We start from the raw sequence: 12,649 nt of genomic DNA, 5'->3' as shown, positions 1-12,649 counted from the left end.
TTTATATAGACAGAAAGCACGAAGGCGACCCTTAGGTCGCCTTCGATCGTTTCACGACTATGAAAGTCGCGTGAGGGGCTTACTTCTTCTTGCGCACATACAGCACAAGATTGTGATCCACCAACTCGAAACCGTGCTTTTCGACAATCGCCTTCTGAAGCTTTTCGATTTCTTCGTCGAAGAACTCGATCACTTCGCCAGACTCCACGTTGACCATATGGTCGTGGTGACCGCCATCCGCCAGCTCGAATACAGCGTGACCGCCATCAAAATTATGGCGCACCACCAGTCCGGCTGCTTCGAATTGAGTCAGTACACGGTAAACCGTGGCCAGACCCACATCCTCACCAGCTTCCATCAGCGCCTTGTAGACATCTTCAGCGCTCATGTGCCGCTGCTCGGTGGAGTCGAGCATTTGTAGAATTTTGACCCGTGGCAGAGTCACTTTAAGGCCGGCTTTACGTAGTTCGCTATTTTCAACCATGGTCAGCTTTCTCGCCGATGCTGCTTCGCAGCTTCTCTTAATGCGGGTATGATCGGGGTTTACGTTGTCCCAGCCAAGATAGTGGAAGTCGCCCACCGATGCAAAACACCAAGCTCTTGCTAACCAGTTTCACCTTCGTGGGACTGCTCGCACTCGCCGGTTGTTCATTCCCCGGGGTTTACAAAATCGACATCCAGCAGGGCAATGTCGTGACGCAGGACATGATAGACCAGTTGCGCCCGGGAATGACCCGACGGCAAGTAAGGTTTATCATGGGCAACCCTCTGTTGACCGACACGTTCCATGCCGATCGCTGGGATTATCTCTACAGCCTGCAACCTGGTGGCGGTGAACGCCAACAGGAACGCGTCAGCCTGATCTTCAACGGCAACGACCAACTGGTTAGCTTGGCCGGCGACTTCATGCCAGGCGTAAGCCGCGACGAAGCCCTGTTGGGCAAGGAGAGCGGCAACACCGTTACCGCCCCTGCCGAGAACGCCGAGAAGCCAAAAGCCGAGAAACCGGTCAAACCGGGTTCGCTGCTGGACCAGATCCAGAAGGATGTGGATGGCGTCGAAACCGTACCAGTGCCTACACCTGAACCACTGGACACTTCTCCGCAATAATTTGTGGCGAATAAAAAAGCCCGGGCATGCCCGGGCTTTTTATTGGCTGTCACTAACGATCACTGTTCACGCTTACGAGACTCGGCCGCCTTGGCGGCACGCAGACGCCGCACCTCTTTCGGATCGGCCAACAGCGGACGATAGATTTCAATTCGATCTCCGGCCTGAACTACATATTGCCCAGGATCGGATACCTGCTTTCCGAAGATTCCCAGCGGACACGCCGCCAGATCCAGCCCCGCAAAATGCTCCTTTATAGAAGAAGCCTCCAACGCTGCAAGCAGGGTCGAACCCTGGGGCACTTGCACACTCAGCAGCACCTGGCGGTCGACGGCAGCGTGAACCACCTCTATGACAATCAGAGGCTCAACCATGCAGTTGCTTGGCCCGCTGACAGAATGCGTCCACCAGAGTATTGGCCGCCTGATTAAACAGAGGCCCCAGAGTGGCACGCACCAACGGCCCGGCGTAGTCGAACGACAGATCGAGGCTGATCTTGCAGGCCTTCTCCCCCAACGGTTTGAACACCCATAACCCATGCAGTTGGTTGAACGGCCCCTCTTCCAGGTTCATCTCGATCGACTGTCCCGGCACCAGGGTATTGCAGGTCACGAAACGCTGGCTCATGCCGCCCTTGGCCACCGCCAGGCTGGCACGCATCCGTTCCTCGCTGTTTTCCAGCACCTCGGCCGAAGAGCACCAAGGCAGAAACTCCGGGTAACGGGCCACATCATTGACCAGGTCATACAGAAACTGCGCCGGATAGGGCAAAAGGGCCGAACGTTGAATATGGGTCGTCATGTGAGCTTCATTTCCACAACTGGGCGGCAAACACCACAAGAATGCCGACGGGCGCCACATAGCGCATCAAAAACAAGGCCAGGGTGAACAACAACGGACTACGCAACGACAACTCATCACGAACAGCCTCACGGCCCATCACCCAACCTGCAAACACCACGAAGCACAAACCGCCAAGAGGCAACATGATCCGCGAGGTGAAAAAGTCGATCACGCCAAAGAAATCCAGACCGCCGGCCGCGCCCCATCGATAGAGATGAAAAACACCGCCTTCGTTCACGAAGAATTTGGCCTGCTGCCAGATGTTGAAAGAGAACACCGTTCCCAATCCCACGAACCAGCAACTGAACGCCAGCCAGAATGTCACCCAGCCGCGGCGGATTTTAGTCCTCTCGACGAGATAAGCCACCATCGGTTCCAACAAGGAAATCGCCGAACTCCAGGCAGCAATCGCCACCAGGATAAAGAACACTACGCCCATAAGCTGGCCGAACGCCACATTGCCGAAGGCAAACGGCAGACTGATGAACATCAGGCCCGGCCCCTCGCTGGGATTCAGCCCGGCAGCGAATACGATGGGGAACAGGGCCATCCCCGCCACCAGCGAAACGAAGGTATCCAGCAGCGCCACACCGACCACGGTGCCAGCCAGGGACGAATGCTTGGGCATGTAGGCACCGTAGATCATGATCGAACCAACCCCCACGCTGAGGGAAAAGAACGCATGCCCCATGGCCGGCAGCAGCCCGTCCAACAAGCGGTCCAGGTTGAAGTCGAACATGAAATGCAGGCCCTGCATGAAATGCCCAGTGGTCATGCTGTAGCCCAGCAGTACCAACAGCATCACGAACAGCAGCGGCATCATGATCCGCAAACTGCGTTCAAGCCCAGCGACCACTCCCTTGGCAATCACCAATGCCGACAGCAGCATGAACAGCGTGTGCCAAAGCGTCAGTCGCCACGGGTCGGCCGTCACTGCAAAGAAGTACGCACTGACCTGATCCGCCGTGACACCCTGAAAGTCGCCGCGCCCCATGTCGATGATGTAGTCCAGGGACCAACCACCCACCACGCTATAGAAGGAGAGAATCAGCAGCGCCGTGATCATTCCGGCGAAAGCGCCCCAAGACCACCTGGCCGAATGCCCGGCCTCCAGAGCCAGCACCTTCAGGGCATTGGCCGGGCTCTGCCGTGCCCGACGACCGATCAGAGTTTCCGCCAGCATCACCGGCAACCCAATCAGCGCGATACACGCCAGAAACACCAAAACAAAGGCACCACCACCATAGACGCCGACCATGTAGGGGAATTTCCAGATACTCCCCAGGCCCACGGCCGAACCAGTTGCAGCGAGTATAAAGACCCAGCGGCTTGCCCAGCCGCCGTGGACAGAGACCCTGTCTGTCGACATCGTTAACGCGCTCAACCGAAAAAAAAGAGGCCGCATTGTCCGGGATTCAATCAACCTGCTCAAGCACGGTGCGTCACCGTAGCCGACGCGCGCGCAACTCCCTATAATGCCGCCCCTATGGCTAAACAGAAGAAACACCCAACAGGGACCATCGCGCAAAACAAAAAGGCGCGTCACGATTACTTCATCGAACATCGGTTCGAGGCTGGACTGGTCCTGGCCGGCTGGGAAGTAAAGAGTCTGCGGGCGGGCAAGGCGCAACTGGTGGACAGTTACGTGCTGCTCAAGGATGGCGAGGCCTGGCTGTTCGGCAGCCATTTCACCCCGCTGACCACCGCAAGTACCCACGTCATTGCCGACCCGACGCGCTCGCGCAAGCTGCTGCTCAACCAGCGCGAGCTGGAAAAGCTGTTCGCCGCCGTGCAGCAAAAGGGTTACGCCTGTGTGTGCCTTTCGCTCTACTGGAGCAAGCACCTGGTCAAGTGTGAAATTGCACTGGGCAAGGGCAAGAAGGAATACGACAAGCGTCATACCGAACGCGAGCGCGATTCCGATCGCGAGCTGCAGCGTGCGGTGCGGACCAAGGGCAAGGAAGACTGATCTTCCTGCCTTGAGGTCGCTTTCGCCGGCAAGCCGGCTCCTACAACACCCAGGTAGGAGCCAGCTTGCCGGCGATTTGCATTACATGCCCTTGCGCCGTTCGGCCCGGGCTACTCGCTGCACTTCCTGACGCACTTCCTCAAGCACCTCTTGCACATAAAGAATGTGCCGACTGGAAACTTCCCGAGCCTCCTCCGCACGCCCTTCAATAATCGCCAAGTACAGATCGCGGTGCTGACTGATCAGCATGTCGCGAGTTTCCGTGCGCTGCTTGTACATGCCGCCGATGTTGGTCACCACGTTGCGCTTGAGCAGGTCGAACAGGCCGCGAATGGTGTGCAGCAACACCGCGTTATGGCTGGCCTCGGCAATCGCCAGGTGGAACTTGGCATCCGCCGCCCCCTCCTCGATACGACTGACATCGTCGGAGCGAGAATAACAATCCTGCAGCTCCTCGAAGGCTTGAGTCAGCCGCTCACGATCCACCGCCGTCGCGCGCAACGCCGCGTAATAAGCGCAAGACGCCTCCAGGGTATGGCGGAACTCCAGCAGATCGCGCTGGGCATCCGTGTTGTTTTCCAACAGGTGCAGCAAAGGATCGCTGAAGGTCGAGCCCAGGGATTCCACCACATAGTTGCCGCCGCCCTGACGGCTGATCAGCAAGCCCTTGGCCGTCAGCTTCTGGATCGCCTCGCGCAGTGAGGGCCGGGAGACACCGAATTGCTCGGCCAGGGCGCGCTCGGCCGGCAGCCGCTCGCCAGCCTTCAAGGTGCCTTCAAGAATCATCCCTTCCAGACGCTCGACAATATCGTCGGACAAACGGCGCTGGCGTATCTGATCAAACCCCATAACTCACTCTCCACCCTCCCGACCCTTCGCCGGGGGGCTCTATTCTGGCCTATTCACGGCGCGCCAACACCTAGCAGAAGGAAGCCTTTTGCACCGATCAGATGCCCGCGCCATAGCGCATTCGACAAAAGTTTTAGGGCGGCAAATTGACACACCGCGCACAACGCTTTTACCCTAGCCAACAGCGATTGTAAATTGGTCTTACCAATTAACCAAGACGCTAGCAGTGCCTGACCAACAACAATTAGGGGCCACCCCATTATGCAAACCTGGCAACAGCTCTATAGCCCGCTTGGCAGCCTCGGCCTGTCCGCCCTCGCCGCCGTTATCCCGATCGTGTTCTTCTTCCTGGCTCTGGCCGTGTTCCGTCTCAAAGGACACGTCGCCGGGAGTATCACCCTGGCCTTGTCGATCCTGGTGGCGATCTTCGCCTTCAAGATGCCCGCCGACATGGCCTTCGCTGCCGCTGGCTATGGATTTGCCTACGGTCTGTGGCCCATCGCCTGGATCATCGTCGCCGCCGTGTTCCTCTACAAACTGACGGTGAAAAGCGGCCAGTTTGAAATCATCCGCAGCTCGGTACTGTCGATCACCGACGACCAGCGCCTGCAGGTGCTGCTGATCGGCTTCTGCTTCGGCGCCTTCCTCGAAGGTGCGGCCGGCTTCGGCGCACCGGTGGCGATCACCGCCGCCCTGCTGGTGGGCCTGGGCTTCAACCCGCTGTACGCCGCCGGCCTGTGCCTGATCGCCAACACCGCGCCCGTGGCCTTCGGCGCCCTGGGGATTCCGATCATCGTTGCCGGCCAGGTGACGGGCATCGACGCCTTCAAGATCGGCGCCATGACCGGCCGCCAACTGCCGCTGCTGTCGCTGTTCGTGCCGTTCTGGCTGGTGTTCATGATGGACGGTATGCGCGGCGTCAAAGAGACCTGGCCCGCCGCGCTGGTGGCCGGTCTGAGCTTTGCCATCACTCAGTACTTCACCTCGAACTTCATCGGCCCGGAACTGCCGGACATCACTTCGGCCCTGGCCAGCCTGATCTCCCTGACCCTGTTCCTGAAAATCTGGCAGCCCAAGCGCACCGCTGGCGCACAGATCGCCGGTGCCACCTCCAGCGCGGCCGTGACCGCCAGCGCCGGCGGCTTCGGCCAGCCACGCAACACCGTCGCTTCGCCCTACAGCCTGGGGCAGATTTTCAAGGCCTGGTCGCCGTTCCTGATCCTCACCGTGCTGGTGACCATCTGGACCCTCAAGCCCTTCAAGGCGATGTTCGCCGCCGGCGGCTCGATGTACGGCTGGGTGTTCAACTTCGCCATCCCGCATCTGGATCAGTTGGTGATCAAGATGGCGCCGATCGTGACCACACCCACCGCCATCCCGGCGGTGTTCAAGCTCGACCCTATCTCCGCCACCGGCACGGCGATTTTCTTCTCCGCGCTGGTCTCCATGCTGGTGCTGAAGATCAATGTTAAAACTGGTCTGACCACTTTAAAAGAGACCTTCTACGAGCTGCGCTGGCCGATCCTGTCCATCGGCATGGTGCTGGCGTTCGCCTTCGTCACCAACTACTCGGGCATGTCTTCGACCATGGCCCTGGTCCTGGCGGGCACCGGCGCGGCGTTCCCGTTCTTCTCGCCGTTCCTGGGCTGGCTCGGGGTGTTCCTCACCGGTTCCGATACCTCGTCCAACGCCCTGTTCAGCTCGCTGCAGGCCACCACCGCGCACCAGATCGGGGTCAACGACACCCTCATGGTCGCGGCCAACACCAGCGGCGGCGTGACCGGCAAGATGATCTCGCCGCAATCGATCGCCGTGGCCTGCGCCGCCACCGGCCTAGTGGGCAAGGAGTCGGATCTGTTCCGCTTCACCCTCAAGCACAGTCTGTTCTTTGCCACTATTGTCGGCCTGATCACCCTGGCCCAGGCCTACTGGTTCACCGGCATGCTGGTGCACTAAGCAACACCGAAAGAACCGACGCCGCCCTTACCCGCGGCGTCCGCATTCACCACCCGGTCTGCAAGGCTGCTGAAAGCTTGCTGGTTTATCTTTCAGCCGCCGCGACGGACGAATAACCGGGACCACCCGGAGACACGCCTGATGAGCGAGCTTTTCTACAACGCCGTGCCCAATGCGACCCGTGTCGCGCCACCGCTGGCCGAACCCCGGCAGTACCCCAGCGCGAAGCCGTCGCGGGTTTACCTGTTCGGCACCTGCGTGGTCGATCTGTTCTATCCCGAAGCCGGGATGGACGCGATTCACCTGCTGGAGCGCGAAGGCATTCGCGTGGAGTACCCGCAAGGGCAAAGCTGCTGCGGCCAACCCGCCTACACCTCGGGTTACACCGAGCAGGCGCGCACCGTGGCCCGCTCGCAACTGGCGCTGTTTGCCGGCGACTATCCGGTGGTGGTGCCGTCGGGTTCCTGCGCGGGCATGCTGCGCGAGCATTACGCGGACTTGTTCAAGGACGAGCCCGAAACCCTGAAACAGGTGCAGGCCCTGGCCGCCCGCACCTACGAGCTGGCCGAGTTTCTCCTGCACGTGTGCAAGGTGCAGTTCAAGGACAGCGGCGCCCCGGTCAAGGTGGCGCTGCACACCTCCTGCTCGGCTCGACGGGAAATGAACACCCACCTGCACGGCCGTGAGTTGCTGTCACAGCTGAGCAACGTGGAACGGGTAGAACACAGCCACGAAAGCGAATGCTGTGGCTTTGGCGGGACTTTCAGCGTCCGAATGCCGGACATCTCCGGCGCCATGGTGGCGGACAAGACCCGGGCGCTGAAGGAATCCGGCGCGCATCAGGTACTGAGTGCCGATTGCGGCTGCTTGATGAACATCAACGGCGCGCTGGAGAAACAGCAAGAGGCATTGCGCGGCCAGCACCTGGCGAGCTTCCTCTGGCAACGTACCGGAGGTGCACAATGAGCACCCCCGAGCTGATTCCGACCACCAACGTGGCGGACGATTTCCGAACCCGGGCCCACGAAGCCCTGGGGGACAAACAACTGCGAAACAACTTTCGCAGCGCCATGGACTCACTCATGGCCAAGCGTGCGGCCTCGTTCAGCGATGCCCACGAAAGAGAACACCTACGCGCCCTGGGCAACGCTATTCGCGCCCGGGCGCTGTCCAAGCTGCCCGACCTGCTCGAGCGCCTGGAACAGAACCTGACCCGCAACGGTGTGACAGTGCACTGGGCGGAAACGGTGGACGAAGCCAATGGCATCGTCCTCTCGATCATCCGCGCTCACGAGGCGCGGCAAGTGATCAAGGGCAAATCGATGGTCAGCGAAGAGATGGAAATGAACCATGTCCTCGCTGAACAAGGCATTGAATGCCTTGAGTCGGACATGGGCGAGTTCATCGTCCAGCTCGACCACGAGAAGCCTTCACACATCATTATGCCGGCGATCCACAAGAATGCCGGTCAGGTCGCGTCCTTGTTCCACGACAAACTCGGCGTGGAGTACACCAAGGACGTTGACCAACTCATTCAGATCGGTCGCAAGGTCTTGCGGCAGAAATTCTTCGAAGCCGATATCGGCGTCTCCGGCGTCAACTTCGCCGTGGCCGAGACCGGCACCCTGCTGCTGGTGGAAAACGAAGGCAACGGGCGCATGTCCACCACCGTGCCGCCAGTGCACATTGCCGTCACCGGGATCGAGAAAGTCGTCGAGAACCTGCGCGATGTGGTGCCGCTGCTTTCACTGCTGACCCGCTCGGCCCTCGGCCAGCCCATCACCACCTACGTCAACATGATCTCCGGCCCGCGCAAAGAGCATGAGCTGGACGGCCCCCAGGAAGTGCACCTGGTGCTGCTGGACAACGGCCGCAGCCAGGCCTTTGCCGACAGCGAACTGCGCCAGACCCTGAACTGCATCCGCTGCGGCGCCTGCATGAACCACTGCCCGGTCTACACCCGAGTCGGCGGCCACACCTACGGCGAGGTCTACCCGGGGCCTATCGGCAAGATCATCACCCCGCACATGGTCGGCCTGGCCAAGGTGCCGGATCACCCCAGCGCCTCCTCGCTGTGCGGCGCCTGTGGCGAAGTCTGCCCGGTGAAGATCCCGATCCCGGCGCTGCTGCGGCGCCTGCGGGAAGAGAACGTCAAGGCCCCGGACAGCCCGCATCAAGTGATGCGCGGTCAGGGCAGCAAGTACTCGCGCAAGGAGCGTTTCATCTGGAACGCCTGGGCCCGCCTCAACAGCTCGCCGACCCTGTATCGCCTGTTCACCCTGGCCGCCACCCGCCTGCGCGCCCTCACCCCGAGCAAGGTCGGCCCCTGGACGCAGAACCACAGCGCGCCAAAACCCGCCGCCCGGTCGCTGCATGACCTGGCCCGTGAGCACCTGGACAAGCAGGGAGACCGCTGATGAGCGCGAAACACAATATCCTCGCCAAGCTGCGCAACAGCCTGACCGGTACCACGCCGATTGTGGATAACTTCGACGAGGCGCTGGTCACCGAGCCTTACAGCTACACGGCGGAACAACGCATTCCGCAACTGCGCAAACAGATGGAAGCGGTGCACACCGAAATCCACCTGAGCACCGGCGCCGACTGGCCTGAACTGCTGGCCCGGCTGCTGCAGGAGCGCCAGCTGCCCAGCCTGCTGATCGCCCCGAGCACGCCCCACGGCCAGCGGGTCACCCAGCACTGGGCCGAGCGGCCGCAACTGCCGGCGCTCAAGGCCTACGACCGCCCGGTGGAAGAGTGGAAAGCCGAGCTGTTCAACGACACCCCGGCCAGCCTCACCGGCACCCTGGGTGCCATCGCCGCCACCGGCAGCCTGATCCTCTGGCCAACCCGGGAAGAACCGCGGCTGATGAGCCTGGTGCCGCCGGTGCATTTCGCCCTGCTCAAGGCCAGCGAAATCCGCGACAACTTCTATCAGGTGCAGCAACAGATGAACTGGGCCGCCGGCATGCCGACCAACGCACTGCTGGTGTCCGGCCCGTCGAAGACCGCTGATATCGAACAAGTCCTGGCTTACGGCGCCCACGGCCCGAAAGACCTGGTGGTGCTGATCCTGGAGGACCAATGAGCCTACCGGCCGCTTTTCTACGTGATGCCCAGCAACTGATTCCCCAGGAGCGGCGTTTCGACGACCCGCTCTCGACCCTGGCCTTCGGCACCGATGCCAGCTTCTACCGGCTGATCCCCAAGCTGGTGATCCGCGTCGAATCCGAAGATGAAGTGGTGGCCCTGCTCCAGCTGGCCCAGCGCGACCGCGTGCCGGTGACCTTCCGCGCCGCCGGCACCAGCCTGTCCGGGCAGGCCATCAGCGACTCGGTGCTGATCGTTCTGGGGGATAACTGGAACGGCAAGGAGATTCGCCATCAGGGTACGCAGATTCGTCTGCAGCCCGGGGTGATCGGCGCCCAGGCCAATGCCTGGCTGGCACCTTTCGGGCGCAAGATCGGCCCTGACCCCGCCTCGATCAACGCCTGCAAGATCGGCGGCATCGTCGCCAACAACGCCAGCGGCATGTGCTGCGGCACCGCGCAGAACACCTATCACACCCTGGCCGGCATTCGCCTGGTACTGGCCGATGGCACGCGCCTGGACACCGAGGATGAGGCCAGCGTTAGCGCCTTCCGCGCCAGCCATGGTCCGTTGCTGGAGCGCCTAGCCGAACTGGGCCGCAGCACCCGCGCCAACAGCGAGCTGGCAGCGAAGATCCGCCACAAATACCGGCTGAAAAACACCACTGGCCTGTCCCTCAATGCCCTGGTGGATTTCGACGAGCCGCTGGACATCCTCAGCCATCTGCTGGTGGGCTCCGAGGGCACCCTGGGCTTTATCAGCGCGGTGACCTACGACACGGTGATCGACCACCCGAACAAGGCCTCGGCGCTGATCGTCTTTCCCGACGTAGAAACCTGCTGCAACGCGGTGACCGTGCTCAAGAGCCAGCCGGTGTCGGCGGTGGAACTGCTGGACCGCCGCAGCCTGCGCTCGGTGCAGGACAAGCCCGGCATGCCGGCTTTCGTCCAGCAACTCTCGGCCAACGCCTGCGCGCTGCTGATCGAGTCCCGCGCCGCGTCCTCGTCGCTGCTGCACGAGCAACTGGCGCAGATCATGAATTCCCTGGCCGCCTTCCCGGTGGAAAAACAGGTGGACTTCACCGAAGACCCACAGGAAAACGCCAAGCTCTGGGCGATCCGCAAGGACACCTTCCCGGCGGTGGGCGCAGTGCGCAAGACCGGCACCACGGTGATCATCGAAGACGTAACCTTCCCTGTGGAACAGCTGGCCATTGGCGTCAACCGCCTGATCGAGCTGTTCGACAAGCACCACTACGACGAAGCGATCCTGTTCGGCCATGCCCTGGAGGGCAACCTGCACTTCGTCTTCACCCAGGGCTTCAACAGCAGCGAGGAAGTGAACCGCTACCAGGCGTTCATGGACGACGTGGCGCAACTGGTGGCGGTGGAATTCGGCGGTTCGCTGAAGGCCGAGCACGGCACCGGACGCAACATGGCGCCCTTCGTCGAGCTGGAATGGGGCAGCGATGCCTACCAATTGATGTGGCAACTCAAGCGCCTGCTGGACCCCAACGGCATCCTCAACCCGGACGTGGTGCTCAGCGAAGATCCGCAGATCCACCTGAAGCATCTCAAACCGCTGCCGGCGGCCGACGAGATTGTGGATAAGTGCATCGAGTGCGGTTTCTGCGAACCGGTGTGCCCATCCAAGGGCCTGACCCTGAGCCCGCGCCAGCGCATCGTCATCTGGCGCGACATCCAGGCACGCAAACGCGCCGGCATCGACACCTCCGAGCTAGAGGCGGCCTATCAGTACCAGGGCATCGACACCTGCGCCGCCACCGGCCTGTGCGCCCAGCGCTGCCCGGTGGGCATCAACACCGGCGAGCTGGTGAAGAAACTGCGCAGCGAGCACGCCACTCACACCGGCACCGCCGACTGGCTCGGCTCGCATTTCGCCAGCACCTTGCAGGGCGCGCGCTTCACCCTGCACGTGGCGAACGGTGCGCGCATGCTCCTGGGAGCGCCGCGCCTGAGCAAGCTGTCGGCGAGCCTGACGCGCCTGTCCAAAGGCCGGGTGCCGCAGTGGAACAACGCCATGCCCCAGCCGGAAAAGGCCATTCGCTTCAGCCCGAGCGTCAGCGACGCGCGCCCGCGGGTGGTGTACCTGGCGGCCTGCGTGTCCCGAGTGATGGGGCCAGCAGCAGGCGACAAGGAACAATCGTCGCTCTACGAAAAAACCCGCGGTCTGCTGGAAAAGGCCGGCTATCAAGTGGTGCTGCCGGACAACCTGGACAACCTCTGCTGCGGCCAGCCCTTCGCCTCCAAGGGCTACGCCACCCAGGCCGAAGACAAACGCCAGGAACTGATCGGCGCCCTGCTCCACGCCAGCCGTGGCGGCCTTGACCCGATCTACTGCGACACCAGTCCCTGCACCCTGCGTCTGGTGCAGGACCTGGGGGATGTGCGCCTGGACCTCTACGACCCGGTGCGTTTCATCCGCACCCACCTGCTGGAGCGCCTGGAGTTCACCCCCCAGGAAGCGCCAATCGCCGTGCACGTCACCTGCAGCACCCAGCACCTGGGCGAGAGCCAGGCGCTGATCGAACTGGCCCGGCGTTGCAGCAACAACGTGGTGATCCCCGAAGGCATCCACTGCTGTGGTTTCGCCGGCGACAAGGGCTTCACCACCCCGGAGCTCAATGCCCACTCCCTGCGCAGCCTCAAGGACGCGGTGCAGTATTGCAGCGAAGGCATCTCCACCAGCCGCACCTGTGAAATCGGCCTCAGCCAGCACGGCGGGATCGACTATCACGGGCTGGTCTACCTGGTGGACCGGGTCACCCGGGCCAAAGCGGTCTGACTTCAGGGGCAGGACAACAAGGGGCGG

General features: G+C 61.8%; 12 protein-coding genes. 7 read left to right on the top strand and 5 right to left on the bottom strand.

What is annotated here, in order from left to right; all coding sequences use genetic code 11:
* Nucleotides 1–79: 79 nt before the first annotated feature.
* Nucleotides 80–484: a ferric iron uptake transcriptional regulator gene (fur, locus tag PFZ56_RS09945; RefSeq protein WP_011059185.1), complete on the bottom strand. Its 405-nt coding sequence runs from the start codon at nt 482–484 to the stop codon at nt 80–82.
* Nucleotides 485–582: 98 nt separating this feature from the next.
* On the opposite strand from fur, the gene PFZ56_RS09940 reads away from it, so the two are divergent.
* The gene (locus PFZ56_RS09940) at nt 583–1,110 is read left to right on the top strand and encodes an outer membrane protein assembly factor BamE (protein ID WP_102861073.1); all 528 of its coding nucleotides are present in this window, start codon (nt 583–585) and stop codon (nt 1,108–1,110) included.
* A 59-nt stretch (nt 1,111–1,169) separates the two neighbouring features.
* On the opposite strand, the gene PFZ56_RS09935 is transcribed toward PFZ56_RS09940, so the two are convergent.
* Genes PFZ56_RS09935 through PFZ56_RS09925 form a run of 3 tightly spaced genes read right to left on the bottom strand, consistent with a single transcriptional unit; the run spans nt 1,170 to nt 3,322 of the window.
* Nucleotides 1,170–1,484 (bottom strand): RnfH family protein, encoded by a 315-nt coding sequence (locus PFZ56_RS09935; protein ID WP_170001173.1) that lies wholly within the window; start codon nt 1,482–1,484, stop codon nt 1,170–1,172.
* Nucleotides 1,477–1,911 (bottom strand): type II toxin-antitoxin system RatA family toxin, encoded by a 435-nt coding sequence (locus PFZ56_RS09930; RefSeq protein WP_016967218.1) that lies wholly within the window; start codon nt 1,909–1,911, stop codon nt 1,477–1,479. The genes PFZ56_RS09935 and PFZ56_RS09930 overlap by 8 nt, the downstream gene beginning before the upstream one ends.
* 7 nt (nt 1,912–1,918) lie before the next feature.
* Complete coding sequence (locus PFZ56_RS09925) at nt 1,919–3,322, bottom strand: sodium-dependent transporter (RefSeq protein ID WP_170001174.1); 1,404 nt, start codon at nt 3,320–3,322, stop codon at nt 1,919–1,921.
* A gap of 117 nt (nt 3,323–3,439) precedes the next feature.
* Here PFZ56_RS09925 and smpB point away from each other — a divergent pair, with 117 nt between their 5' ends.
* Complete coding sequence (smpB, locus tag PFZ56_RS09920; RefSeq protein WP_047283878.1) at nt 3,440–3,922, top strand: SsrA-binding protein SmpB; 483 nt, start codon at nt 3,440–3,442, stop codon at nt 3,920–3,922.
* A gap of 81 nt (nt 3,923–4,003) precedes the next feature.
* Here the strand turns inward: smpB and PFZ56_RS09915 are convergent, their stop codons facing one another.
* The gene (locus tag PFZ56_RS09915; protein ID WP_102861070.1) at nt 4,004–4,771 is read right to left on the bottom strand and encodes a GntR family transcriptional regulator; all 768 of its coding nucleotides are present in this window, start codon (nt 4,769–4,771) and stop codon (nt 4,004–4,006) included.
* A gap of 261 nt (nt 4,772–5,032) precedes the next feature.
* Between PFZ56_RS09915 and PFZ56_RS09910 the strand changes: the two genes are divergently transcribed.
* The 5 genes from PFZ56_RS09910 (at nt 5,033) to PFZ56_RS09890 (ending at nt 12,622) form a co-directional block, all read left to right on the top strand.
* Nucleotides 5,033–6,727: a lactate permease LctP family transporter gene (locus tag PFZ56_RS09910; protein WP_170001175.1), complete on the top strand. Its 1,695-nt coding sequence runs from the start codon at nt 5,033–5,035 to the stop codon at nt 6,725–6,727.
* Between the two features lie 141 nt (nt 6,728–6,868).
* The gene (locus PFZ56_RS09905; RefSeq protein ID WP_110595981.1) at nt 6,869–7,693 is read left to right on the top strand and encodes a (Fe-S)-binding protein; all 825 of its coding nucleotides are present in this window, start codon (nt 6,869–6,871) and stop codon (nt 7,691–7,693) included.
* Nucleotides 7,690–9,144 carry a LutB/LldF family L-lactate oxidation iron-sulfur protein gene (locus PFZ56_RS09900; RefSeq protein ID WP_102878319.1) on the top strand — a complete coding sequence of 485 codons (1,455 nt, stop codon included), beginning with the start codon at nt 7,690–7,692 and terminating at the stop codon, nt 9,142–9,144. The genes PFZ56_RS09905 and PFZ56_RS09900 overlap by 4 nt, the downstream gene beginning before the upstream one ends.
* Nucleotides 9,144–9,815 (top strand): lactate utilization protein, encoded by a 672-nt coding sequence (locus PFZ56_RS09895; RefSeq protein ID WP_170001176.1) that lies wholly within the window; start codon nt 9,144–9,146, stop codon nt 9,813–9,815. Before PFZ56_RS09900 ends, PFZ56_RS09895 begins: the two co-directional genes overlap by 1 nt.
* Nucleotides 9,812–12,622, top strand: coding sequence for an FAD-binding and (Fe-S)-binding domain-containing protein (locus tag PFZ56_RS09890; protein WP_170001177.1), 2,811 nt, complete (start codon nt 9,812–9,814; stop codon nt 12,620–12,622). Before PFZ56_RS09895 ends, PFZ56_RS09890 begins: the two co-directional genes overlap by 4 nt.
* Nucleotides 12,623–12,649 lie beyond the last annotated feature (27 nt).

Source organism: Pseudomonas danubii (assembly GCF_042980055.1).
GTDB classification, from domain to species: domain Bacteria; phylum Pseudomonadota; class Gammaproteobacteria; order Pseudomonadales; family Pseudomonadaceae; genus Aquipseudomonas; species Aquipseudomonas danubii.
Note: the sequence above shows the minus strand (reverse complement) of the source record. Positions and strands in the feature narration are given on the sequence as shown.